The organism is Streptomyces sp. NBC_00287, from assembly GCF_036173105.1.
Taxonomy (GTDB): Bacteria; Actinomycetota; Actinomycetes; order Streptomycetales; family Streptomycetaceae; genus Streptomyces.
This window is the reverse complement of record NZ_CP108053.1, coordinates 7,416,393-7,440,071: the sequence shown is the minus strand read 5'-3', so window position 1 is coordinate 7,440,071 and position 23,679 is coordinate 7,416,393. Positions and strand designations below refer to the sequence as shown.

Genomic DNA, 23,679 nt, shown 5'->3' with positions numbered 1-23,679 from the left:
AAAGCTCAAAGGCGTGCTCGGGGAGGGCAACGTGGCGCATACCGCCATGTCTGGTAACGGAACGACCGCCGGTGACGATCCACTCCAGACCGCGGTATGGCGGCTGCGCTCACGGGCATGCTGGGCCGACGCGGCGGCCCTGCTGCGGCCCGAGACCCCGGCGGCCTCCCTCCAACGGGCGTCGCTGCTGGTGGAACGGTGTCTGTACACCGAGCAGGGCTGGGAGGACGCGGAGGACGCGCTGCGTACGGCGGAGGCCGTGGCGCACAGCGACGAGGAGCGGGGGGCGGCCGCTTGTGAACGCGGGCAACTTGCCTATGCGGCCACGCTGCACACGGTCCGAGACCGGGCGGACGAGGCGCGGGCGGCGCTGGGGCGGGCGGCGGCGCTGATCCCTCCGGGGGCGCCGGGGCGGGCGCTGCTGGACTATCGGCGGGGTCTGCTGGCGGAGAACCTGGCGCACTCGCCGCAGGCGGCACGGGCGGCTTACCGCCGGGCGCACGCGGCGGCGACGGCGCAGGCGGATCCGCTGCTGCTGTCCTTCACCTGGCGCCATCTGGCGGGACTGGCCTTGCGGGACGGCGAGTTGGCGGAGGCCCGGCACGGCTTCTCCGAATCCCTGCGGATCAGGGAGGAGTTGGGCTACCTGGTTGGCACGGCTCCGGCGCTGGCGTCTTTGGCGGACACGGAACCGGAGCCGGAGGCCTCGCGCCTACGGGAGGAAGCACGCCGCCTGTTCCGCCTGCTGGGCGGCGTACCGACATGGCTGGCCCGGCAGTTGGCACAGGGGCCGCCGGCTACGGGGGCGGCGACGGCTTGACCTGAGGGGCCTACGAGGCCCCTGCGAAGTGCTCGCCCACCAATACCCGAACCACGTCCAGGTCCCGGGCGATCAACGCATCCAGCAGCGCCGCGTGTTCGGCCGCGTCCGCGATCAGGTCCGCGCGGGCGCGGCCGGGTTGGGTGCCGACCAGCGGCCACTGGGAGCGGCGGTGCAAGTCCTCGGCGATGTGGGCCAGTTGTTCGTTGCCCGCGAGGGACAGGACCGCCGTGTGGAAGGCTCGGTCCGCTTCGGCGTAGGTCGCTCGGCAGCCGCTGGAGGCCGCCCGTACCGTCGCTTCCGCCAGCGGGCGCAGGTCGGCCCAGCGTTCCGCCGGGACCGTCCTTGCCAGGCGCAGGATCACCGGGACCTCGATCAGGGCCCGAACCTCGGCCAGCTCGGCCAGTTCGCGGGCGCCGCGCCGCACCACCCGGAAGCCCCGGTTCGGTACGACCTCGACGGCGCCCTCGAGGGCGAGCTGCTGCATCGCCTCACGGACCGGCGTCGCGGAGACGCCGAAACGCTCACCCAGCGCGGGGGCCGAGTACACCTCGCCCGGTGTCAACTCCCCCGTCACCAGCGCCGTACGCAGCGCGTCCAGGATCTGACCCCGTACCGAGGAACGCTGAACGGCCACCCGAGGGCGCGGAATCGGCGCTTCGCTGTGGGTGTGCTCGCCCCGGACCCGGCCCACCTCCGCGGCGCCGGGCTGGACCGGCACCCTCGCCTCGCCCCGGACCTGCGGCGTCCCCGGCATCTGGGCGGCCCGCGCCTCGGCGGAGCCCTGCGCACCCTGGTTCACGGGCTCCTCCTCCGGACGTGTCGGTCTTGGGGTCATTACGGCGGGTTGTTACTCGTCCGTCAAGCACCATAAGCGCACGGGCCGTCAGTTCAAATCCACCCGATCTTGGGTAAGGTAAGGCTTACCTGAAAACCGCACTGAATCGGGAGTCCCGGATGCCTGTGCCCCGTTCGGCCACCACGGACGCGTACATACGGCTCACCGAGGTCTTCCCGTCACTCGCGGTGACCGAACTCGGTCCCACGGACCCCACCCCCACCGGCCCCGGCTGGGTCTCCGCCGCCGAGCTCGCCGCCGGAGGCACCCCCCTCGACACCTTCCTGGCCTGGGACGACGAGCAGATCCTGCGCGACTACGCCCAACAGGCCCGCCCGGATGTCACCGCGAGCTTCGGCCTGCACCGCTACGCCTGGCCCGCCTGCCTCCTGATCACCGTCCCCTGGTTTCTGCACCGCCGCGTCCCTCGCCTCCCCGTGACGCATGTCTCCTACGACCGCACCGCGCCCGGTCTCGCCATCGGCCGGATGGCGGTCCGCCCGACCGCGGGCTTCGCCTGTCTGCCCGGCGACCCGGCGGCGGAGCTGCCCGGCGCCCGCGTGGTCCCCGACGAGGAGGCCCTGCGCGCCGAGGTCCGGGACGCCGTCGCCGAGCATCTCGAACCCGTGCTCGCCGGTTTCGGCCCGCGGATGCGCCGCCGCGGCCGCGCCCTGTGGGGCATGGCGACCGACGAGATCGTCGAGAGCCTCTGGCACATCGCCGGCCTCCTCGGCGAGGAGGAGCGCGCGATGCGCGAGCTGGAGCTGCTGCTGCCGGGCTCGACCAAGCCGTACGCCGGTTCCGCCGCCTTCCGCGTGCTGAGCGGCCCGAACGGCGAGCCGATGCCCACCCGGGACCGGGTGAGCTGCTGCATGTTCTACACACTTCGCCCCGAGGACACCTGCGCCACCTGCCCGCGCACCTGCGACACGGATCGCGTCACCAAGCTGCTGGCGACGGCGAGTTGAACCGCGCGCGCGGGCATCAGCACCCCGCGCGCCCCCGTAAGATCAACTCCCGCGGACCGCCCGCATGGTTACAGGCGTTTCACAACTTCCTCACTCGTCGCGGGAACTTTCCGTGGAACCACCCGTACGGGTAGTCTTATTCGAACTCAACTCCCGCCCCTCAAGCGGCAGTTCGAGCAGAACGCCGCCCTGGGCATCCCCTTGCACCTCCTTGGCGGCCTCTTGCCCCGAAACCCCCTGAGGGCCAGTGGGATTGGGCCACTATGGCGGGCGTTACGCCCTATCCCAATGCAAGGGACCCCAGATGAGACTGACCGACATATCGCTGAACTGGCTGCTTCCGGGCGCCGTACTGCTCCTGGGCACGCTGGCGGCGGTGGCGGTGCTCACGCGCGGAAAGCGCTCCTCGGGGAAGGACACGAGTGCCGACGACTCGTGGGAGCGCAGCGAAGAGCGCCGCAGGCGCAAGGAGGCCATATACGGCACCGCCTCTTATGTGCTGCTGTTCTGCTGTGCGGCGGTGGCCGCCGCGCTCTCGTTCCACGGCCTGGTCGGATTCGGTGAGCAGAACCTCGGCCTCCACAACGGCTGGCAGTACCTCGTGCCGTTCGGCCTCGACGGCGCGGCGATGTTCTGCTCCGTCCTCGCTGTGCGGGAGGCCAGCCACGGTGACGCGGCCCTCGGCTCCCGGATACTCGTGTGGACGTTCGCGGCTGCCGCGGCCTGGTTCAACTGGGTGCACGCACCCAGGGGTATCGGCCACGACGGCGCCCCCCACTTCTTCGCCGGCATGTCCCTGTCCGCTGCGGTGCTCTTCGACCGGGCGCTGAAGCAGACCCGCCGGGCCGCCCTGCGCGAGCAGGGTCTGGTGCCGAGGCCGCTGCCGCAGATCCGTATCGTCCGCTGGCTGCGGGCCCCCCGGGAGACCTACAAAGCCTGGTCCCTGATGCTCCTGGAGGGTGTGCGCAGCCTGGACGAGGCGGTCGAGGAAGTGCGCGAGGACAAGATCAAGAAGGACGAGCAGCGACTGCGGCGGCGCGACCAGCAGCGCGTGGAGCGCGCTCAGTTGAAGGCCATCAGCCGGGGCCACCGTGGGTTCGTCGGCCGTGGCGGCGGACGGCAGGTGGAGGTCGAGGTGCAGGCGGTGGAGCGCGGCTCCGACCGGGTCACCGCGGAGCCTGCCATATCATCGCCGGAGCAGCTGCCCGTACGCGCGCGGCCCTCCCTTCAGCCCGTACGCCCTGGCTCTGACCCGGTGGTCGACCTCACCGCGGAAGACGACACCATGGCACTGCCGCGCCTGGACTCCCTGGAGCGCAAGCTCAAGGATCTGGAGCAGCAGTTCGGCTGAAAACCGCTCTCCTCAGGTGAACCACGGGAGGGGGTACGGCGTCAGGCCGTACCCCCTCCCGTCGTCATGCGGCCCACCATTCATGCGGCCTCCGGGTCGAGTTCGAACCACACCGCCTTGCCCACGCCGTGCGGCTGTACGCCCCAGGCGTCCGCCAGGGACTCCACCAGCACCAGGCCCCTGCCGTGCGTACCGTCGTCGGCGTTCGGTACGCACATTCTGGGCCTGCGGGCCACGAAGTCCCGTACCTCCACCCGTAGTCCACTCGGTCCCACGGTGGCGGTCAGGACCGCGTCGTGGTCGGTGTGGACCAAGGCGTTGGTGACGAGTTCGCTGGTCAGCAGCTCCGCTATCTCGGATCGTCCGGGCCTGCCCCAGTGCTGTAAGAGCGCCCTCAGTTCCCTGCGCGCCTCGGGCACCGCCCTGAGGTCGGCGCGCCCGAGTCTGCGCCTGAGTCGGCCCGTCGGCGCCCGCTCCGCGACGCCGTCCGCCTTGTCCTCCACCGTGTCCGTCGAGAAGGCCCCGATCGCGATGGGACCGCCCCCTCGTGCCTGCCTCTTCATGACCCCCGCCCGCGTGCCGATGTCGTTCCCCTCCTGCTCGAACACGTTCACGGGAACCATGCCCCGTCGGGCACGTGACAGTCATGTCGAATTGTCAACGACCGGGCGTTCGGCCACGAAAGGGCCGCACCGGGGTGAACGCCCGGGCACGGGCGGGCGGAAGCAGAGCTTTTGGGGTGGTACGGGATGAGACCACATCGGCCGAACTGTCCACTCCCGGCTGCCGATCCGGCCGTATGCGACCGGCGCGGGGCCGCCCTCCCGACCCCCGTGGCGAGAGGGCGGCCCCGTGGCCCCCCGGCGGTGCTGTGGTCAGTAGAGCTTGTTGACCGCCTTGGTGGTGGTCTTCTTGAAGGCGGACACCGGAGCGTCCGAGAAGTCGCCCATCTGCGACCAGTCCACGACCGTGACGGTCCTGCCGTCCCGGCCCACGGAGAGCAGCCGGATGTCGGTTGCGCCCCACGAGGTCTCGGTGTGCAGACCGTGCACGCGGGCGCCCTCCTCGACGGGCAGCGAGCCGTACGACTTGTACGTGGCCTCGATCTCCGGGTCGGCGGCCTCGATACGCCCGGCGCAGGACTTGAACTCCTTGTTGAGACTGCTCGCCAGGGCCTTGGCCTTGGCTGCGGTGCCGACGACGATCGTCAACTGCCGGGCGGTGGCGTCCAGGTCCGTGTGGAAGGGGCGGTACCGGGAGTCGTAGGCGAGCAGCGCCTTCTCCAGGCAGAACCGCATCTCGTCCGGGACGCCGTCGGTGACCTTGCCGGCGGTCCAGGTGGACGAGGGGTGCGGCGGGAGTTGGGAGGCGGCCAGGAAGCGGGGCGCGCTCGCCGCGCTCGGAGCGGCTCCGGCCGGTACGGTGAGGGCCGCGCCGACGGTGAGGCCTGCGACGGCGAGTACGGTGACCGCGCCTGCTCGGGTGCGCTTGGGCATGGGTGTCCCCCGTGGATCGAGTGTGGGTGTGGGTCGTCGTCACCGCGCCGTGGGCTGGTCGGTCCCACGGTCGTCGGTGCGACACCAAGAGCATCAGCGGTCACAGGACCCGGATGCAACAGGGGACGCCGCTTCCACCGCGGTGGAACCATCCCATCCCGTCTGACGTGCAGGTATATGGGGTGCCTGGGATGCCGTCCCGGGCGGGAGAACACGGGGGAAGGGTGTCGGCACAGGACGAGGTCGAGGAGTTCGCCGCACTGCTACGGCAGTTCAAGGAGCGGACCGATCGCAGTTACGGCTCGCTGGCCCGCCGGCTCGGCATGAACACCTCCACGCTGCACCGCTACTGCGCCGGTGACGCGGTCCCCCAGGACTTCGCCCCGGTGGAGCGCTTCGCCGCGCTGTGCGGGGCGTCGGCGGAGGAACGGATGGAGCTGCACCGGCGCTGGCTGCTCGCGGTGGCGGCGCGGCAGCGGCCCCGGGGCGCGGCGGCACCGGAGGCCCCTCCGGAGGAACCCGAGGACGCGACACCGGAACCGGAACCCACCCCATCGGGCCGCCCCTGGTACCGCCGCCGACGGATCACGGTCGCCGCGGCCGTGGCCTCAGTGCTCCTCGCCACCCTGGGCACGCTCACGGCCCTGGACTCCGACCGGGGCGACACCGGCGGCGACCGGGCGCAGGGTGGGGCCGAGCCCCGTGCGACCGCACCCGGCGCGACGAAGAGCCCGTCCCCGACCCCCACGACGACCGCACCGTCCCCTTCCGGAAGCGGTACGGCAAAGCCCTCGCGGCCCGCCCCCGAGAAGAGCTCCGGCGCCCCGCCCGCGAAGGGCGACGAGCCCACAGACGAGGTGCCGCTCACCTGGACCGCCGACTCCCATGTCTGGTCGCAGGGGTGCGGTCACGACTACGTCATCGGCAAGCCGCCCGCGCAGGTCACGCCGCCTCCGGCCCCGCAGGACGCCAGGGCCTGGGCCGGAGCCGAGGGCGCGGTGCACGGGCGGGAGACGATGGTGCGGATCTCGGTGCAGGGGCGGACGTCCACGGCCGTGGTCCTGGAGGCCCTGCGGGTCCGGGTGGTCGGCCGCGCGGCGCCCCTCGAGGGCAACTCGTATGCCATGGACAACGGTTGCGGCGGGGCCGTGAGCCCGCGCTACTTCGATGTCGACCTGGACAAGGACCGGCCGATCGCCCGCCCGGTCGACGGCAATGATTCGGGCACCACGATCCCGGCCATGCGGCTGCCGTACCGGGTCTCCGCCGAGGACCCCGAGGTCCTGCTCGTCACGGCGCGCACCGAGAACTGCGACTGCCGCTGGTACCTCGAACTCGACTGGTCCTCCCAGGGCCGCACCGGCACGGTCCGCATCGACGACCAGGGCCGCCCGATCCGCACGACGGGCATCAAGGGTCTGCCCCGGTATGCGTACGACACGTCCGCGCGGGAGTGGGGGCCGTACGTCTCCTAAGGGCGGGGCACGTTACGGAGGTTGGAGCGGGCCATCTGGAGCATGCGGCCCACTCCGCCGTCGAGGACGATCTTCGAGGCGGACAGGGCGAAGCCGGTGACCATCTCGGCGCTGATCTTCGGTGGGATGGACAGGGCGTTGGGGTCGGTGACGATGTCGACGAGGGCCGGGCCCTTGTGCTTGAAGGCGTCCTTGAGGGCGCCGGCGAGCTGCTTGGGCTTCTCCACGCGTACGCCGTAGGCGCCGCAGGCCTGGGCGACGGCGGCGAAGTCGGGGTTCTTGTTCTCGGTGCCGTAGGAGGGCAGTCCGGCGACCAGCATCTCCAACTCGACCATGCTCAGCGAGGAGTTGTTGAACAGGACCACCTTCACCGGCAGATCGTGCTGCACCAGCGTGAGGAAGTCGCCCATCAGCATGGCGAATCCGCCGTCTCCTGACATCGACACCACCTGGCGGCGGCGGTCGGTGAACTGGGCGCCGATCGCCATGGGCAGCGCGTTCGCCATCGAGCCGTGGGAGAAGGAGCCGATGACCCGGCGGCGGCCGTTCGGGGTGATGTAGCGGGCGGCCCAGACATTGCACATCCCGGTATCGACCGTGAACACGGCGTCGTCGTCGGCGAGTTCGTCCAGGACCGCGGCGACGTACTCGGGGTGGATCGGGACGTGCTTCTCGACCTTCCTGGTGTACGCCTTGACGACTCCCTCCAGCGCGTCGGCGTGCTTCTTGAGCATCTTGTCGAGGAAACGCCGGTTCTCCTTGGTCCGCACCCGCGGGATGAGACAGCGCAGGGTCTCGCGCACATCGCCCCACACGGCGAGGTCCAACTTGGAGCGGCGGCCGAGGTGTTCGGGCCGGACGTCGACCTGGGCGATCTTGACGTCGTGGGGCAGGAAGGCGTTGTACGGGAAGTCGGTGCCGAGCAGGATCAGCAGATCGCATTCGTGGGTGGCCTCGTAGGCGGCGCCGTAGCCGAGGAGACCGCTCATGCCGACATCGAACTTGTTGTCGTACTGGATGTGTTCCTTCCCCCTCAGCGCATGTCCCACCGGAGACTTGATCTTCTCCGCGAACTCCATGACCTCCGCGTGCGCGCCCGCCGTGCCGCTGCCGCAGAACAGGGTGACCTTGTCGGCGGCGTCGATCATCCGGACGAGCTGGTCGATCTCGGCGTCGCCGGGGCGGACCGTGGGGCGGGAGGTGACCAGGGCGGTCTCGAGGGGCTTGTCGGGGGCCGGCCGGTCGGCGATGTCGCCGGGGAGGGAGACCACGCTGACGCCGGAGCGGCCGACCGCGTGCTGGATGGCGGTCTGGAGCAGGCGGGGCATCTGCTGCGGGCTGGAGATCAGCTCGCTGTAGTGGCTGCACTCGCGGAACAGCTGGTCCGGGTGTGTCTCCTGGAAGTAGCCGAGGCCGATCTCGCTGGAGGGGATGTGCGAGGCGAGGGCGAGGACGGGGGCCATGGAGCGGTGGGCGTCGTAGAGGCCGTTGATGAGGTGGAGGTTGCCGGGGCCGCAGGAGCCCGCGCAGGCGGTCAGCTTCCCGGTGATCTGGGCCTCCGCGCCGGCGGCGAAGGCGGCGGTCTCCTCGTGCCGCACATGCACCCAGTCGATGCCGGAGTTACGGCGTACGGCGTCCACGACGGGGTTGAGGCTGTCGCCGACGACGCCGTAGAGGCGCTCGACTCCGGCGCGGACGAGGATGTCGACGAACTGCTCCGCGACGTTCTGCTTGGCCATGGCTGCGCTGTGCCCCTTCGGTCTCCTTCGATCCCTCTGGGTTCCATTGGAGGCACAGGGCCGCGCGGTTCGCTCGGTCAGACCTCCCAGACGGCGGCGGCCGTACGGTCGTCGGCGTAGCCCTTCACCCGGACCTGGGTGTCGGCGAGGAATGCGGCGAGGCCCGGTGGGGTGGGGTCGGACCATCGGTCGGTCAGGTGGCGGGCGAGTTCGGCCTCGCCGCGCAGGGGTTCGGCGAGGCCGCCTGTGCACATCAGGAGCGTGTCACCCGGACGAGCGACCGAGGCACGGAAGCGGAACGGTTCTCGGGGTGGTTCCGGGGCGGGCTCGTACGGGCTCGGGGGCTTCGGGATGCCCAGGTCCATGGTGAGCCGGTCGCCCTCGGGGGTCTCGGAGGGCAGCGAGCCGAACCCTACGACGGCCTCGCCGACGACGTCCATGACCCGCGGTTCGATGTCCTGCCACTCGCCGTCCCGCAGGCGGAACAGACCTCCGGCGCCGACGCCGAAGAAGACGCGGGTACGGCAGTCGGGGTCGGCGGGCAGGAGGAGGCAGCGCAGGGTGGCCGCGTACTCCTCCGGGTCGACGCCCTGTTCGGCGGCGCTGGCGCGGAGTTTGCCGAGGCTGCGGTCGGTGAGGCGGTGCAGGCCGGATTTGAGGTCGCCGCGCCTCGCTGCCCGAATGTCCTCGGCCAGCCGTGCATGACTGCGGCCGACGGCCCTGCCGATCCAGTGGCAGGCCTCCGCGGCGGCGCGGTGGGCGCCGGGGGTGGCGCGGGCGCCGGTGGCCATGGCGACGAGGACGAGGGCGGTGTCGCCGGTGCCGAAGCGGGCGGTGAGCAGTGAGTCGCGTCGGGGTTCGCCCCGGTAGCGGGCGGAGTCGCCTCGGACGGAGGCGGCGCGGAGGGTGCAGGCCCCGTAGTGGGCACCGTCGAGGACGGTGTCCGCGACGAGGTCGTCCAGGTCGTCGGGGTCCGCGGGTGGGAGGGCGGTGGGTTCGGGTTCGTAGGTAGGGGGGCCGGAGCCTACATAGTCGACGGGCGTGGGTTGTTCGGTGCTCGGCGGTGGGATGGGGTCGGGCTCGCCGGCCTGCGCCGGCAGGGTGCCCGCCGGCTCGGTCGGCGGAGGTTCCCAGGGGGCCCTCGGCTTGTTCACCGTGTCCGCCGCCGACTCGAACCTGTCGTCCAGCGAATCCGGTGCCCCCGTAGGACCCGTGTCCTCGGTCCCGTCGTCGTACAGCTGCATCCACCAGTCGTCTTCCCGACCGGTGGGCCTTCCCCCCTGCTGGCTCATGCCCCTAATTGTCCACCTCAGGGGCCGTATGAAAACGGGGCATCCCGAAAATCGGGTGACGGATCGAACGGTGATGCGATACCCGGAGAAACGAGCCGCCGGACGGTTCCACCCCCCACGGGAGAACCGCCCGGCGACCTCTCGGTGACCCGTCAGCGCACGTCGTACGCGCGGATCACGGTCTGGCTGACCGAGTTGCCGTTGGCGTCGGTCAACTCCGCCCTGAGTGTGACCCGCTTCCCTGTCGCCCCGCTGTGGTCGACGATCGCCTCCCACCCACCGTCGCGCCGGACGGTCCGCGCCTCGGTCCAGGTCGCTCCCTCGTCGTACGACCAGGAGAACCGCGCCTCGGTCAACTCACCGGGCTCATATCCCGCGTGGCCCGTCGCTGTCACGGATACGCGCTGGCCGTCCTCCGCCGGAAGCGTCTTGAGCCCGTCCTCCGGCACCTCGTAGCGCGGGAACAGCAGCGGGATGCCCTGCGAGTACACGTCCTCGTCGAGCTCCGAGCGGAAGGACCATGTCGTCGATGTGGTCGTCGAACGCTTCCACACCCTCGCCGGCTGGCCGAACTTCGCCGTGTTCAGGGTCAGTTCGTACGACGCCTCCTCCGCCGGAACCTCGAACACCCCGAACGGATACGGGCTTTCGCCGATCAACTCCCCGTTCCGCTTCAGCGCCATCCCACCGATGTCACCGAAGCTGCCCTGGATTCCCTGGTGCTCGTTGTCGCCCCAGAACCCGGGTGCGACGCCGATCAGGTCGCCCTGGCGTTCGGCGGCGAGCGCCTGCCGTCCGCTGTCGTCGAGTGGGGTGACCGGCGTGAGGATCCCGCCGTACCACTCCTCGGCGCTGTGCTCGCCCTTCTTGTAGGTGCGCGCCGGATCCACCATGGACTCGCCCCAGGGGAAGCTGCTGGAGACGTCCTGCCGCCAGACGGTGTCGCCGGGCGTGTGGTACTCGGTGCGGGTGAAGGGCGCGGGGACGGTGTCCAACTGGCCGAAGTAGGCGGCAAGTCCGTTCGGACGGGTCAGGGACTCCAGATCGAGGTGGTCGGTGTCGGTGCCCGCCATCGAGTTGTACGTCGCCCTGGTCGCCGCCAGTTGGGTGTCCCGCACCCGATAGGTGCGGTCGGACTGGATCGGGCCGCTCTCCGGGAAGGCGAGGCTGTAGACGTACGGGCTCTTGGCGGTGGCCTTCCAGCGCAGTTGCACATCCCCTGCCGTGAGCAGGGCCGCCGCCTCCTCGGTGGGCACCGCGAGTACGGGCAGCGGGCCGCCCACGAAGCCGACCGACGGGTACCAGCGGCCGGGTGCGTCGCGGTACACGAGGAGGGCCAAGGCGCCGGCTGTCTTTGCTCGCGTCGCGACCGCCGAGGCGCCTTCACCGTCCGGCAGATGAACGAGCGCGATCTTCCCCTTCGCGCCCGAAAGTTCCTCCGCCGTACCGGACTTGGCGTCCACGAGGGCCGCCTGTCCGGTGCCGTCGAGGTTGGCCGAGCCGAGGTGGGCCGTGGTCGGGTGCAGCGACTGGCCGCCGATGACGGCGAGTTCGGTGATCTGCGGAGCCGCAGCACGCCAGAAGCTGTCGAACTCGAAGTCGCCGTCGCGTGCCTGCCCGGCGACCGAGGCGTAGTAGCCGCCCACCGTCCGGCCGCCCGCCGCCGTGCCCGCGTGCAGCCAGGTGTCGTCCCAGCTACGGGCGAACCCGAGGGTGGCGCTGCGGACCTCGGACGGTTTGTCGGTGTCGACGGCGAGCCGGTGCGCCTTGCGCGCGTCGAGGACGACGGTCGTGTCGTCGCGTACCTCGATCTGCGGACGGGCCATGTAGGCAAGGGAGTTGACCAGCGTCCCTTCGGGGGTCGTGATGAAGGAGGAGAGGAAGTAGCTGCCGGGGCGGACGCGGTACGTCTGGTCCGTGGCGCCCTCGTTGAAGCGGCGCTCCCCGCTCGCGTCGTCGGTGCCGATCAGGTCGAGTGACGAGGAGCCGTCGGCGGGTTTGCCGAGCCGGTCGATCAGCTTGACGCGCAGGGTCACCGTCTCGGGCTGGACGTACAGCGAGAACGGTGTGGAGACGCTCACCCCGTCGGCCGTGGCGAGCACCCGGCCGGTGAGGTCGCCGTACTGGGCGCGCGCGAGGGTCGCCGTCGGGTCGATCGTCAGCGGGACCTCGGCGGTACCGCCGGCCGGGACGGTGACCGTCCGGTCGGTGAGGCGGGCGAGCGGCGAGCGAACGGCGGAGCCGTCGTTGCCGGTGACGCCGGTCACCGAGAGTCTCAACTTCACCGGCTCGTCGGAGGTGTTGGTGTAGGGGACGGTGACCGTCGTGCGGTCGCTCGCGTCCTGCGGCCAGTTGAAGGTGCCGGCCTGCACGGCGGGTGCGCCCAGGACCGTCTGTTCCGTGGCGGCCCGCACGTCCAGGCGTCCGCCGCCGGTCTCGCGAACGTCGCCGGGGATGCCGGTCTCGGCGGAGGAGACGAGGGCCGCCTTGATCCGCTCCGCGCTCCAGTCGGGACGCCGTTGCTTAACGATGGCGGCCGCGCCCGCGACATGCGGGGTCGCCATCGACGTACCGCTCATGGATTGGTACGCGTAGACACCCCGTCCGCCCGCGTTGGCGGCGGAGATGCCGACGCCCGGGGCGGTGATCTCGGGCTTGAGGGTGTGGGCGCCGTAGACGGGGCCGCGGCTGGAGAAGGAGGCCGTGGAGTCGTCGCGGTCGACGGCGCCGACGGTGAGCACGCTGGGGGCGCAACCCGGGGACGAGACCGTGTTGTTGCCGGGTCCGGTGTTGCCCGCGGCGATGACGAAGAGGGTGTTCTCGCTCTGCTTCGCGAGTTCCTCGGCCGCCTGGGCCATCGGGTCGGAGCAGTCGGTGCGGGCGGGGTTGCCGAGGCTCATGGAGACCACGTCGGCGCCCTCGTCGACCGCCCACTGCATACCGGCGATGATCCAGGAGGTCTCGCCGTAGCCGTAGTCGTTGAGGACCTTGCCGTTGAGCAGCTCAGCGCCGGGCGCGACGCCCTTCTTCCTGCCGTCGCTCGCCGCGCCCGTGCCGCCGACGGTGGAGGTGGTGTGGGTGCCGTGGCCGTCGCGATCGGCCGCGTCCTCGGCGTCGGTGAAGTTCTTCGACGCGGCGATCCGGCCCTTGAGATCGGGGTGTTCGGCGTCCACACCGGTGTCCAGGACGGCGACCTTGGTGCCCTCGCCGTCGTAACCGGCGGCCCAGGCCTCGGGAGCGTTCACCTGCCGCGTCGAACGGTCCAGCGTGGCCTCGACCTTGGCGTCGAGCCACAGCTTCTCCACCGGGCCGCGGGACTTGGTGACCTCGGCCCAGAAATCGGCGGCCTTGTCCTTGTCGGCCTCCAGGGCGACGCCGTCGATGGCGTCGAGGGCGAGGCCGCGTTCGGCGCCGCGCGGGGCGGAGCGCGGCACGGCGCCTTCGTAGGTGGCGATCAGCGGAAGCGTGTCGCGGTGCGCGTCGTCGTAGCCCTGGCGGACCAGGCCGGTGACATTGAACAGTTCCTCGTCGACCCGGCCCGCGGCGAGGGCCTCGACGGCGCTCTCGGGGTAGACGTACAGGTCGTCGCCCGACTGGCGGGTCTGGGTGAAGGGGGTCCGGCCGTCGCTGTCCGGCAGGGCAACGGCCCCGTCCTTCGTGACGAGGACCCGGTCGCCGGTGACGAGGGTGACGACGGACCCCGCCCCGGAGGCGGCCCGGCTGCCGGTCGGCGCGGTGGGCCCGTCGTCGGCCGCGTGCGTGGGTACGGCTGTCGTGACGGCCAGGACGGCGGCGGTCGCCGCCCCGAGAACCGTCCTCGGTATCGCTCTCCCCAAGGTCGCCTTCTTCCGGTGCTGCCGCGCACCCGGACGCGAAACGCGCAGGCCAAAGCGGGGTCGCTTAGGCCCAAGTCGGGCATTGCGGGCGGTGGTTGATGCTGCGGTGGCGTCACCTTGGCAGAGGGGCGGGCGGTACGGCGATGATGTGCCGAGGCGGTTTTCCGCCGTGGCCGTTTCCCGCCATGGAGCTCCTTGCGGGATCTGGCAGAGCCGGAAGAGCTGGGAGAGCGATGCTGGCAGCGATAGGTCTGGACGAGACGCACGAGTCGGCGTACAGGGCGCTGGTGTCGGTCGGCGCGGCGGACGTCTCCGATCTCGCGCGGCGGCTGACGCTCGGCGAAGGGGACACCGAGCGCGCCCTGCGCCGGCTGGAGCGGCACGGGCTCGCCGCCCAGTCCTCGGCGCGCCCGGGGCGCTGGGTCGCGGCGCCGCCCGGGGTGGCGCTCGGGGCGCTGCTCGCCCAGCAGCGGCACGAGCTGGAGAAGGCGGAACTGGCGGCCGCGCTGCTCGCCGAGGAGTACCGGGCGAGCGCCACCGAACCCGCCGTACACGATCTGGTGGAGGTGGTGATCGGCGCGGACGCGGTCGCCCAGCGCTTTCTGCAGATCCAGCTCGGCGCGAGCCAGGAGGTGTGCGCCCTGGTCACCGGCAATCCGGTCGTGGTGTCCGGGATGGACAACGATGCCGAGGAGCGGGCCGCCGACCGCGGGGTGCGCTACCGGGTCGTCGTCGAGCGCTCGGTGTTCGACCTGCCGCACGGGATCAGCGAGCTGGCCGCCGCGCTCGGCCGGGACGAGCAGGTGCGGGTGGTGGACCGGGTGCCGACCAAGCTGGTGGTCGCCGACGGCACGCTCGCCCTGGTGCCGCTCGTCTCGCACACCGCGGAACCGGCAGCGCTGGTCGTGCACGCGAGCGGGCTGCTGGAGCTGATCTCCGGGCTCTTCGAGTCGGTGTGGCGGGACGCGCTGCCGTTGAAGCTCGGGACGTCCGGGGTGAGCGAGCAGGAACCGGACGGGCCCGACGCCACCGACCTGGAGGTCCTCTCCCTGCTGCTGGCCGGGCTGACCGACGCGAGCGTGGCCAAACAGCTCGACCTGGGGCTGCGGACCGTGCAGCGCCGGGTGAAGCGGCTGATGGAGCTGACCGGCGTGACGACCCGGCTCCAGCTCGGTTGGCACGCATATGAGCGCGGCTGGGTGGCTCGCGAGCGCTGATCTGCGGGTTCATCCGGGCTCCGGCACTCTGGTCAGATGGGAGTGTGGGATCTCCTGCTGGTCGGGATGGTCATCCTGCTCGGCCTGTGCGGAGTACTGGTGCCCGGCGTACCGGGGTCCTGGCTGGTGTGGGCCGCGGTCATGTGGTGGGCGCTGAAGGATCCTCGCGCCGAGGCCTGGTGGCTGCTCGTCGGGGCGACGGTCGCGCTGTTCCTCTCCCAGGTGGTCCGCTGGGCCCTGCCGCCGCGACGGCTGCGCGCGAGCGGCGCCACCCGCCGGATGGGTGTGTACGCCGGTGTGGGGTCGTTTCTGGGCTTCTTCCTGATACCCGTGGTCGGCGCGATCCCCGGTTTCATGGCCGGCATCTACCTGGAGGAACGCCTCCGCCTCGGCCGGCACGCGCAGGCAAGGGCGGCCCTGCGCACGGCGATGCACTCGGGCGGCTCCAGCGTGCTGGCGGAGCTGTTCACCTGCCAGCTGATCGCGGCGGCGTGGTTGGGCGTGGTGATCTGGGGGTGACGTAGGGCCGGGGACCTACGGCGCGTATCCGATGTGGGGAACGGGCGGCCGTGCTTGGCTGGCCGCATGAGCGAATTCAGCGAGGCCGAGCGCGCGTATCTGAAGACGCAGCGGCTGGGACGGCTGGCCACCGTCGACCCGAACGGACAGCCGCAGGCCAACCCGGTCGGCTTCTTCCCGCAGGACGACGGCACGATCCTCATCGGCGGCCGCGCGATGGGCACCACCAAGAAGTGGCGCAATCTCCAGAAGAACCCGAAGGTCGCGCTGGTCGTCGACGATCAGGTCAGTGTGCGGCCGTGGAAGGTGCGGGGGGTCGAGATCCGGGGTGAGGCGGAGCTGCTGACGGGCCCGAACGAGCTGGGCCCGCACTTCAGCGAGGAGACGATCCGCATCCGTCCCACGTGGATCCACAGCTGGGGGCTGGAGGACTAGAGGGCCCCTTCGAGCGTCAGCAGGGTCGTCTTGCGTTCCAGGCCGCCCGCATAGCCGGCGAGGGCGCCGTCCGCGCCGATCACTCGGTGGCAGGGGCGGACGATCAGCAGCGGATTGGCGCCGATCGCGCCGCCGACCGCCCGGACGGCGGCCCGGGAGGCACCGATTCGCGCGGCGATCTCGCCGTACGTGGTGGTCGCGCCGAAGGGCACGGTGTCGAGGGCGTTCCACACCTTCTCGCGGAACTCGGTGCCCTCGGCGCGCAGCGGCAGCCGGAACTCCTTCAGCTCCCCGGCGAAGTAGGCGGCGAGCTGCTCCTCGGCGTCCCGGAAGGCGCCGGGCTCGTGCCGCCAGCCGTCCTGGACACTGCGGCCGCCCTTCTGCCCGGGCACGGACAGCGAGGTCAGGGCGCCGGTCTCCGGGTCGGCGGTGAGCAGAAGCCGACCGACGGGGCTGTCGAGGGAAGTCCAGTGGATGGTCACGATTACTCCAACTCCCCTGCTGCGCGCAGGTGTTGCAGGGCGTATGAGCGCCAGGGGCGCCAGCTGTCGGGGACGTCGACGCCGGGCGGCGCGACATCCGGGTCGCCGAGGGCGCGGGTGCGCACGACGGCGACGGTACGGGCATCCAGCCCGGGCAGGGCGAGCAGTGCCTGTTCGGCGTCGTCCCGGTCGGCGCCCGGGTCCAGGCGTACGGCGCCGTCGGCGAGGGCGGCGGTGAGCGCGCCCAGGGTGCCGTGCGGCTCGGCCTCGGCGAGGACGGCCGGTTCCGGGAAGAGGTGGGTGAGGCTCCCGCAGGGCGCGTCCAGGGCCTTGCCGTACCGCCGCACCAGCCGCTCGGCACCGACGGGCCCCACCAGCGCCCGTACGGCGAGTTCCTCGGGGTCGGCGGCACCGGGCGACCGGAGCCCCGGGCGTGCGGCGACCAGCGGGCCGAGCCGGACGTCGGCGCCGAGCCGCTCGTCGACGGCGTAGGGGTCGGCGTCCAGGTCGAACAGCCGTCGCAGCCGCTGCACAGCAGTGGTCAGATCCCGCAGGTCGGTGAGGTGGAGCCGGGCGTCGAGCCACCCGCACGGCCGCTCCTCGACGGCGGCGATCCCACTGCCGTACGGCAGCCGCAGGGTGCGCCGGTAGGTGCGGCGCCCGGCCGGGCCGCTCACCTCCTCGACGCCGGGGACGGCCTCGGCCTCCAGTACGTCGAAGACGGCGGCGGAGGCGTACGGGCCCCGGTAGGCGAGCCGGAGCGGGACGCCGGCCGTCGGGGTGGCCGTACGGCGGGAGCGGGGTGCGGCGGCGCGCAGCTCGCTCGGTGTCGAGGCGTACACGGTGCGGATCGTGTCGTTGAACTGGCGCACGCTGGCGAACCCGGACGCGAAGGCGATATGGGTGACCGGCAGCTCCGTGGTCTGGAGCAGGACCCGTGCGGTGTGCGAGCGCTGGGCCCGGGCAAGGGCGACGGGCCCGGCGCCGAGCTCGGCGGTGAGCTGGCGCTGGACCTGCCTGGCGCTGTAGCCCAGCCGGTCGGCGAGGCCGGTGACGCCCTCCCGGTCGACGACACCGTCGCCGATCAGCCGCATGGCCCGGCCCACGACATCGGCCCGCACATTCCACTCCGCGGACCCGGGCACGGCGTCGGGACGGCACCGCCGGCAGGCCCGGAATCCCGAGCCCTGCGCGGCGGCGGCCGTCGCGAAGAAGTGGACGTTGCGCCGCTTCGGCGTGACGGCCGGGCAGCTGGGGCGGCAGTAGATCCCGGTGGTCTCGACGGCGAAGAAGAACTCCCCGTCGAACCGGGCGTCCCGGCTGCGCACGGCTTCGTACCTGCTGTCTTCGTCCATCACGCCATCCAGTCTCGACGACGCCGAGAACTGGTGCTAGCGGGATTCGGACAGCGAGCCCTACCGCCAGCCGTTGCGCTTCGCCTCCATCGCCGCTCTCCCCTGCGCCCCCTTCCGCTTCCAGTCCTTCCTGATCTCGGCCCGCAGCCGGGCGTCCGTCTTGGCGACGATGCGCTGGTTCTCGCGCATCAGCTTCCGATAGCTGTCGAGCCGCCGCTCGGGCAGTTCCCCGGAGTCGATCGCGGCGAGGACCGCGCACCCCGGCTCGGCCTCGTGGGCGCAGTCGTGGAAGCGGCAGCGCGCGGACAGCTCTTCGATCTCCGAGAAGACCTGCCCGACGCCGGTCCCCGCGTCCCACAGCCCGACGCCCCGCAGACCGGGTGTGTCGATCAGGACACCCCCGCCCGGCAGCGCCAGCAGATTCCGCGTGGTGGTCGTGTGCCGCCCCTTGCCGTCGACGTCACGGATGGCCTGTACGTCCATGACCTCCGCGCCGAGCAACGCGTTCGCGAGGGTCGACTTGCCCGCGCCGGACTGCCCGAGCAGCACGGACGTACCGCCCCCGACGACCGCGGAGAGAACATCGAGCCCCTCCTCGAGATGGGCGCTGACCGTCAGCACCGGCACACCGGGCGCCGTCGTCTCGACGTCCTCCACGAGATGCGAGAGCGTCACCGCGTCCGGCACGAGATCCGCCTTGGTGAGCACGACCACGGGCTGCGCGCCCGATTCCCAGGCGAGCGCCAGGAAGCGTTCGATCCGTCCGAGGTCGAGTTCGACGGCGAGCGACACGGCGACGACGGCGTGGTCGACGTTGGCCGCGAGGATCTGCCCCTCGGACCGCTGGGAGGAGGTGGAGCGTACAAAGGCGGTACGGCGCGGCAGATACGTCCGTACGTAGCGCGGGTTGCCCGCGGGTTCGACCGCGACCCAGTCACCGGTGCACACGACCCGCATCGGGTCGTTCGGGGTGACGAAGGCGGTGTCGGCGCGCAGCACCCCGTCGGCGGTGACGACGTCGCACTGCCCGCGGTCGACACGGATGACGCGGCCGGGCAGCAGCCCTTCGGCGTCGTAGGGGAGGAACTCCTCCGCCCAGGCGTCGTCCCAGCCGTAGGGAGCGAGGGCGGAGAACACAGAAGTGGAAGTCAAGGGTGACCCTTCACAAGGGCGGCCCCGGCGACGGAAGTCGGGTTCAGCCGGCGGCCACGGAGGTGGACTTGATGGATTCCTGCTTGCGGGCAGCGCTCATCGCAATGACAGCCATCGGTCGACACCTCCTCCACAGCACGCTCGGAACGAACGACCACACGGTATCCGGGGCCCCCTCGGGCCCGTCAACCGAATTACGTCAGCTTGTACGGCACTCCCGCCCGTTCAGCGCGAAGTCGTGCGCCGGGGAGTTCTTGCCCTGCCAGGAGGCGATGAAGCCGAAGCTCAGGGTGCCGTCGGCGGGGACCGCCTTGTTGTAGTCGGCGGCGGTCGCCGTGACCCGGGAGTCGTTCTGGGTGAAGCTCGCGTCCCACATCTGGCCGACGTGCTGGCCGTCGCGGAAGGACCAGGCGACGCGCCAGGTTTCCAGGGGTTGTTCGGTGGTGACGGTGACGGTGGCCTGGAAGCCGTCGGGCCACTGGTTGACCAGGTCGTAGCGGACCCGGCAGGACGCGGGCGAGCTGGTCTCGGGGTCCGCCTCGCCGCCGCTGCCCGCGGTGGTGGAGGACGTGCCCTGCGGCTCCGGATCGGCGTCCTTGCTCTCCGGGGTGGGTTCAGGGCGCTCGGCGGACGGCTTCGTGGCGGACGGGCGTACGGACACGTCCTCCCCCGACGGTTCGAGCGTCGGTCCGGGGATGTCCGCCACCGGCTGACGGTCCCCGGAGTCACCCGCCGCCGAATCGTCGCCGGAGCCGGAACCGCCGAACGGCATCATCGACACGGCGAGCGCCAGCAGCGACACCAGCACGGCGGCCACGATCAGCCCACTCCGTACCGCCTTCGCCTTCTGCGCGGCGGGGTCGGGGTCGGGGCCGTCCAAGGGCGAGGCCGAAGGGCGTCCGGGGCCCAGGCGGACCTCGGCGGCGCGCCGGCGGCGCTCCAGGTAGGCGAGTCCGCCCCAGCCGATGACTCCGCCGGCGAGGGCGGCGGGCAGTCCGACGCCGTGCAGTCGCAGACAGGCGGCGGCCTCGGCGCAGTCCACGCAGCGGGCGAGGTGGTGGGAGAGGTCGTCGGGGGTGTCGGCGACGGGTGAGCGGGTCACCGCGTCGAGCAGCCGGACGTAGCCACGGCATTCGGGTGCCTTCGGCGCGTCGAGGTGGTTGCGGTGGCAGCGGTCCCTGAACAGGCCCCGCACCTGGACCAGTTCGTCGGAGACGGTGGCCGGGTCCAGGCCGAGCCGGCGGGCCACCGTGGACAGCGGCAGCGCCTCCACCTCGGCCAGCCACAGCAGTTCGGCGTCGGGCTGCTGCATGTCGCGCAGTCCGCGCAGTGCGAGCGGGCGGCCCTGTGGCGGTCCGGCGTAGCGTGCGGCCTGGTCGGAGTTGAGCCACAGGCGCAGATCGGGGGCGAGCCGGTTGCCCCGGCCGGTGACTTCCCAGTCGGCGGCGGTGGTGCGTACGGCGGTCAACAGCAGCGGTATCCGGGGCAGTCGGGGCGGGCGGCGGCCGGCGTACCGGGTGCCGTGCGAGTCGGCGGCGCGGGCCTCGCGCATGCCGGTCGAGAACGCCTCCGTGGCCAGTTCGGTGGCCGCGGTCGAACCGGCCGTGCACAGGTCGGCGTACGAGAGCACGGCGTCCCAGCACTCGGAGAACAGCGCGGCCTCGGTGGCGTCCTGGGGGGTCGGCAGGTCGGGCATGGGTCTCCTGCATCCACGAGCGAGGTCAACTCACCATATTGGCAATGGAGTTGGGGGGAACCTCGCGGCAGAACACGAGCCTTTCACGTCTTCGACACAACTGACAAGCGCGCTATTCAAATGCCACGGGCGCCCGTCCGCCCCCTCGACTCCGTCGAGTGGTACGGATACCGGGCGCCCCTTGCTCAACTCATGTCACACGGCGGTCGGCTGCTCCGCGGGCAGGCTGTCCATGAAGGAGCTGACCGAGAACACCGCGCGGCCGGGCCCGGGCGGGCCGTAGCCGGGAGGCGAGGAGAGCCCGAAGTCCTCCATCGTCTGACGATAGGCCTGCAGCAGCCGGATGTGGTACTCCAGCGGCGCGCCCTGCGGATTGGCCTTGCCGAGCGGGGTCGTGGGCTCCGGGCACCAGGTGGTGAAGCGGGGCGTGATGCCGTGCGACATGAAGAAGCGCAGGCCCTCGGTGGTCGACTCGATCGCCTCGTCGACCGTCGTGAAGCCGAAGGGCTCGGCCATCTCCACGCCCGCGACGAAGTTGGGGATCACATTGCGCGCGCCGAAGATCTCCGCGGAGTCCAGGATCCGCTTGTGCCACTCGTCGCGGCCGACGTAGCGCTCCTTGCCCGGGCAGTACATCTTGAAGAGGTACTCGTCCCACACCTCATAGTTGGGGTGGTAGATCTGCACGCCGTAGTCCTTGAAGCGCTGCACATCGTCGCGCGGCAGTGCCTGGGCCACGACCTTGCCGATCCACCGCCCCGGGAAGCGCTCCTCGATGGCCTTGGCGTAGTGGCCGTAGAAGTCGGCCTCGTCGCGGCCCGCCACCTTCGACGTGATCGCACCGCCCGTCAACGTGTACGCGGTGGACGCCTTCTGCGTGTCGTACCGGTCGATGATCTCCAGGGCTTCGAGGACCTCCTCGACGTCCTTCACACCGGTGTACGGCCGTCCGGCGGCCTTGTGCTGGCGCCAGTTGTGGTTGATGTCGCAGTACTGGCACTCCTCCTTGGCGCCGAAGTACTGGCAGACGCGGAAGACGGTGAGGTAGATCAGATAGCCCCACTGGATGGTCGGGGCGACCTCCATGACGGACTTCCCGCTGGCGAGGGTGTGCCGGTAGTACTCGGGCATCGGCGGGACGCCGACGTCGGAGATCCGCTTGCCGTCCAGGTAGAGGCCGAGCACGCCGTGCTCGTCGGCGGCCACGCGGTAGGGCGAGGACGGGTTCACGCGCACGGAGACCACGGTGCGGCGCAGATCGTACGGCCCACCGGTCAGGATGATCTCCTCCGGGGGCCGCCGCAGCGCGGCCTCGCCGAGCTCCGGCAGGGTGCCGTGATCGAAGGAGAAGATGAAGTACGACTTCGGCTTGACCTCGCCGGACTCGTTGTCGCTCAGCGCGGACGGGTCGAAGGCGACACCGCCCCGGAGCAGGTCCTCCTTGAAGACGGCCTCCCGCGGCACATGCGGAAAGCGCTCCATCAGATCCTCGACCAGCGCGGTACGGCTGCCCATCCGTGTCTCCTCCCGGCTCAGGCGTTCGACTCCTCACGGTATGCCCCTGCCTGCGCGTGAACCGTGCCGGGTCCCCTCATGCCGCAGATCTGCCCCATATGTCCCCTATGGCCTACGGTTCGGCCGGGCGGATGAGAGGCTCGGCGCACACGCACTCTCCGGGAGGGACGACGGATGACGGAGACGGTCACCAACTGGGCCGGCAACATCACCTACACCACGAAGGAACTGCACCGCCCGCACTCGCTCGACGCGCTCAGGGCCTTGGTGGCCGACAGTGCCCGGGTGCGGGTGCTGGGCAGTGGGCACTCCTTCAACGAGATCGCCGAGCCGGGGGCCGAGGGCGCTCTGGTGTCGCTCGCCGAGCTGCCTGCCCCGATCGACGTCGACACGGCCGCCCGAACCGTACGGGTCGGTGGCGGGGTGCGGTACGCGGAACTCGCGCGGGTGGTGCACGGGCACGGGCTTGCCCTGCCCAACATGGCGTCGCTGCCGCACATCTCGGTGGCGGGGTCGCTCGCGACCGGCACCCATGGCTCGGGGGTGGCCAATGGCTCGCTGGCCGCGCCCGTGCGCGAGGTGGAGCTGGTGACCGCGGACGGATCGACCCTGCGCATCGGGCGCGAGGAAGCCCGGTTCGGCGGGGCCGTGACCTCGCTCGGCGCGCTCGGCGTGGTCACCGCGCTCACCCTGGATCTGGAGCCGGCGTTCGAGGTCGAGCAGCACGTCTTCACCGAACTTCCGCTGGAACGGCTGGAGTTCGAGACAGTGGCCAGGGCGGCGTACAGCGTCAGCCTGTTCACCGACTGGGGTGCGCCGGGCTTCCGTCAGGTGTGGCTGAAGCGGCGTACCGACCAGCCGCTGCCGGACTTCCCGTGGGCCGCGTCCGCGACCGAGAAGATGCACCCGGTGCCGGGCATGCCCGCGGTCAACTGCACCGAGCAGTTCGGCGTCCCGGGGCCCTGGCACGAGCGACTGCCGCACTTCCGGGCGGAGTTCATCCCGAGCAGCGGTGCCGAGCTCCAGTCGGAGTACCTGCTGCCCCGGCCGTACGCCATGGACGCGCTGCGCGCGCTGGACGCGATCCGTACGACCATGGCGCCGGTGCTGCAGACCTGCGAGGTGCGGACGGTGGCCGCCGACGAGCAGTGGCTGAGTCCGTCGTACGGCCGGGAGACGGTGGCACTGCACTTCACCTGGGTCGAGGACACGGCGGCCGTGCTTCCCGTGGTGCGGCGGGTGGAGGAGGCGCTGGCGGGTCTTGAGGCCCGGCCGCACTGGGGGAAGGTGTTCACCATGCCGGCCGGGGAACTGCGTGCGCGGTATCCGCGGATCGGTGACTTCCGGGAGCTGGCGCGGTCGTTGGACCCGGGCGGCAAGTTCGCCAACGCGTTCGTGCGGGACGTACTGGGCGGCTGAGCCGGGGACTTTCTACACCCCCTTTCCTAACCCCTTGTCGAAAGTCCCTCGCAGCCCATAGCCTTGCGCCGCGC

General features: G+C 71.4%; 19 protein-coding genes. 8 read left to right on the top strand and 11 right to left on the bottom strand.

The annotated features are described in order from the left end of the window. Window positions 1–31 precede the first annotated feature (31 nt). Window positions 32–820, top strand: coding sequence for a hypothetical protein (locus OHT76_RS33785; RefSeq protein WP_328874644.1), 789 nt, complete (start codon window positions 32–34; stop codon window positions 818–820). Window positions 821–830: 10 nt separating this feature from the next. Here the strand turns inward: OHT76_RS33785 and OHT76_RS33780 are convergent, their stop codons facing one another. Continuing rightward, window positions 831–1,622, bottom strand: coding sequence for a GntR family transcriptional regulator (locus OHT76_RS33780; RefSeq protein ID WP_328874643.1), 792 nt, complete (start codon window positions 1,620–1,622; stop codon window positions 831–833). 155 nt (window positions 1,623–1,777) lie between these two features. Here OHT76_RS33780 and OHT76_RS33775 point away from each other — a divergent pair, with 155 nt between their 5' ends. Together OHT76_RS33775 and OHT76_RS33770 are read left to right on the top strand one after the other, a co-directional pair. Then, entirely contained in the window at window positions 1,778–2,626 is an 849-nt protein-coding gene (locus OHT76_RS33775; RefSeq protein WP_328874642.1) for a (2Fe-2S)-binding protein, read from the top strand. 304 nt (window positions 2,627–2,930) lie between these two features. Continuing rightward, window positions 2,931–3,977, top strand: coding sequence for a DUF2637 domain-containing protein (locus OHT76_RS33770; RefSeq protein ID WP_328874641.1), 1,047 nt, complete (start codon window positions 2,931–2,933; stop codon window positions 3,975–3,977). Window positions 3,978–4,057: 80 nt separating this feature from the next. On the opposite strand, the gene OHT76_RS33765 is transcribed toward OHT76_RS33770, so the two are convergent. Beyond that, a complete protein-coding gene (locus tag OHT76_RS33765; RefSeq protein ID WP_328876686.1) occupies window positions 4,058–4,540 on the bottom strand; it encodes an ATP-binding protein in 483 nt (160 codons plus the stop codon). A 312-nt stretch (window positions 4,541–4,852) separates the two neighbouring features. After that, the gene (locus OHT76_RS33760; protein WP_328874640.1) at window positions 4,853–5,473 is read right to left on the bottom strand and encodes a hypothetical protein; all 621 of its coding nucleotides are present in this window, start codon (window positions 5,471–5,473) and stop codon (window positions 4,853–4,855) included. 191 nt (window positions 5,474–5,664) lie between these two features. On the opposite strand from OHT76_RS33760, the gene OHT76_RS33755 reads away from it, so the two are divergent. Then, on the top strand, window positions 5,665–6,948 hold the full coding sequence (locus tag OHT76_RS33755) for a helix-turn-helix domain-containing protein (protein ID WP_443049863.1): 1,284 nt from the start codon (window positions 5,665–5,667) through the stop codon (window positions 6,946–6,948). On the opposite strand, the gene OHT76_RS33750 is transcribed toward OHT76_RS33755, so the two are convergent. The 3 genes from OHT76_RS33750 to OHT76_RS33740 all read right to left on the bottom strand — a co-directional run bounded on the left by OHT76_RS33750 (window position 6,945) and on the right by OHT76_RS33740 (window position 13,815). After that, on the bottom strand, window positions 6,945–8,687 hold the full coding sequence (locus tag OHT76_RS33750; RefSeq protein ID WP_328874638.1) for a pyruvate dehydrogenase: 1,743 nt from the start codon (window positions 8,685–8,687) through the stop codon (window positions 6,945–6,947). The two genes, OHT76_RS33755 and OHT76_RS33750, sit on opposite strands and share 4 nt — an antisense overlap. Before the next feature lie 77 nt (window positions 8,688–8,764). Beyond that, complete coding sequence (locus OHT76_RS33745) at window positions 8,765–9,979, bottom strand: PP2C family serine/threonine-protein phosphatase (protein ID WP_328874637.1); 1,215 nt, start codon at window positions 9,977–9,979, stop codon at window positions 8,765–8,767. Window positions 9,980–10,131: 152 nt separating this feature from the next. Next, window positions 10,132–13,815, bottom strand: a complete 3,684-nt coding sequence (locus OHT76_RS33740) for a S8 family peptidase (RefSeq protein ID WP_328874636.1) — start codon at window positions 13,813–13,815, stop codon at window positions 10,132–10,134. A gap of 233 nt (window positions 13,816–14,048) precedes the next feature. Between OHT76_RS33740 and OHT76_RS33735 the strand changes: the two genes are divergently transcribed. The 3 genes from OHT76_RS33735 (at window position 14,049) to OHT76_RS33725 (ending at window position 15,986) form a co-directional block, all read left to right on the top strand. Beyond that, window positions 14,049–15,032, top strand: a complete 984-nt coding sequence (locus tag OHT76_RS33735; RefSeq protein WP_328874635.1) for a helix-turn-helix domain-containing protein — start codon at window positions 14,049–14,051, stop codon at window positions 15,030–15,032. Window positions 15,033–15,068: 36 nt separating this feature from the next. Continuing rightward, window positions 15,069–15,551, top strand: a complete 483-nt coding sequence (locus OHT76_RS33730; RefSeq protein ID WP_328874634.1) for a DUF456 domain-containing protein — start codon at window positions 15,069–15,071, stop codon at window positions 15,549–15,551. A gap of 66 nt (window positions 15,552–15,617) precedes the next feature. Next, window positions 15,618–15,986: a PPOX class F420-dependent oxidoreductase gene (locus OHT76_RS33725; RefSeq protein WP_328874633.1), complete on the top strand. Its 369-nt coding sequence runs from the start codon at window positions 15,618–15,620 to the stop codon at window positions 15,984–15,986. Here the strand turns inward: OHT76_RS33725 and OHT76_RS33720 are convergent. The 5 genes from OHT76_RS33720 to OHT76_RS33700 form a co-directional block, all read right to left on the bottom strand. After that, entirely contained in the window at window positions 15,983–16,468 is a 486-nt protein-coding gene (locus tag OHT76_RS33720) for a methylated-DNA--[protein]-cysteine S-methyltransferase (protein WP_328874632.1), read from the bottom strand. The two genes, OHT76_RS33725 and OHT76_RS33720, sit on opposite strands and share 4 nt — an antisense overlap. Window positions 16,469–16,470: 2 nt before the next feature. After that, on the bottom strand, window positions 16,471–17,823 hold the full coding sequence (locus tag OHT76_RS33715) for a DNA-3-methyladenine glycosylase 2 family protein (protein ID WP_328876685.1): 1,353 nt from the start codon (window positions 17,821–17,823) through the stop codon (window positions 16,471–16,473). Between the two features lie 60 nt (window positions 17,824–17,883). Continuing rightward, entirely contained in the window at window positions 17,884–18,975 is a 1,092-nt protein-coding gene (rsgA, locus tag OHT76_RS33710) for a ribosome small subunit-dependent GTPase A (RefSeq protein ID WP_328874631.1), read from the bottom strand. A gap of 199 nt (window positions 18,976–19,174) precedes the next feature. Beyond that, entirely contained in the window at window positions 19,175–20,671 is a 1,497-nt protein-coding gene (locus tag OHT76_RS33705) for a cellulose-binding domain-containing protein (RefSeq protein ID WP_328874630.1), read from the bottom strand. 195 nt (window positions 20,672–20,866) lie between these two features. Continuing rightward, the gene (locus tag OHT76_RS33700; protein WP_328874629.1) at window positions 20,867–22,186 is read right to left on the bottom strand and encodes a radical SAM protein; all 1,320 of its coding nucleotides are present in this window, start codon (window positions 22,184–22,186) and stop codon (window positions 20,867–20,869) included. 174 nt (window positions 22,187–22,360) lie between these two features. On the opposite strand from OHT76_RS33700, the gene OHT76_RS33695 reads away from it, so the two are divergent. Continuing rightward, complete coding sequence (locus OHT76_RS33695) at window positions 22,361–23,605, top strand: D-arabinono-1,4-lactone oxidase (RefSeq protein WP_328874628.1); 1,245 nt, start codon at window positions 22,361–22,363, stop codon at window positions 23,603–23,605. The last annotated feature ends 74 nt before the right edge of the window (window positions 23,606–23,679 follow it).

Coding starts and splice junctions, on each gene's coding strand:
- OHT76_RS33730 (WP_328874634.1), top strand. CDS start 15,069: ATGGGAGTGTGGGATCTCCTGCTGGTCGGGATGGTCATCCTGCTCGGC.
- OHT76_RS33760 (WP_328874640.1), bottom strand. CDS start 5,473: ATGCCCAAGCGCACCCGAGCAGGCGCGGTCACCGTACTCGCCGTCGCA.
- OHT76_RS33775 (WP_328874642.1), top strand. CDS start 1,778: ATGCCTGTGCCCCGTTCGGCCACCACGGACGCGTACATACGGCTCACC.
- OHT76_RS33755 (WP_443049863.1), top strand. CDS start 5,665: ATGCCGTCCCGGGCGGGAGAACACGGGGGAAGGGTGTCGGCACAGGAC.
- OHT76_RS33765 (WP_328876686.1), bottom strand. CDS start 4,540: ATGAAGAGGCAGGCACGAGGGGGCGGTCCCATCGCGATCGGGGCCTTC.
- OHT76_RS33695 (WP_328874628.1), top strand. CDS start 22,361: ATGACGGAGACGGTCACCAACTGGGCCGGCAACATCACCTACACCACG.
- OHT76_RS33750 (WP_328874638.1), bottom strand. CDS start 8,687: ATGGCCAAGCAGAACGTCGCGGAGCAGTTCGTCGACATCCTCGTCCGC.
- OHT76_RS33715 (WP_328876685.1), bottom strand. CDS start 17,823: ATGGACGAAGACAGCAGGTACGAAGCCGTGCGCAGCCGGGACGCCCGG.
- OHT76_RS33745 (WP_328874637.1), bottom strand. CDS start 9,979: ATGAGCCAGCAGGGGGGAAGGCCCACCGGTCGGGAAGACGACTGGTGG.
- OHT76_RS33770 (WP_328874641.1), top strand. CDS start 2,931: ATGAGACTGACCGACATATCGCTGAACTGGCTGCTTCCGGGCGCCGTA.
- OHT76_RS33700 (WP_328874629.1), bottom strand. CDS start 22,186: ATGGGCAGCCGTACCGCGCTGGTCGAGGATCTGATGGAGCGCTTTCCG.
- OHT76_RS33735 (WP_328874635.1), top strand. CDS start 14,049: ATGCTGGCAGCGATAGGTCTGGACGAGACGCACGAGTCGGCGTACAGG.
- OHT76_RS33705 (WP_328874630.1), bottom strand. CDS start 20,671: ATGCCCGACCTGCCGACCCCCCAGGACGCCACCGAGGCCGCGCTGTTC.
- OHT76_RS33725 (WP_328874633.1), top strand. CDS start 15,618: ATGAGCGAATTCAGCGAGGCCGAGCGCGCGTATCTGAAGACGCAGCGG.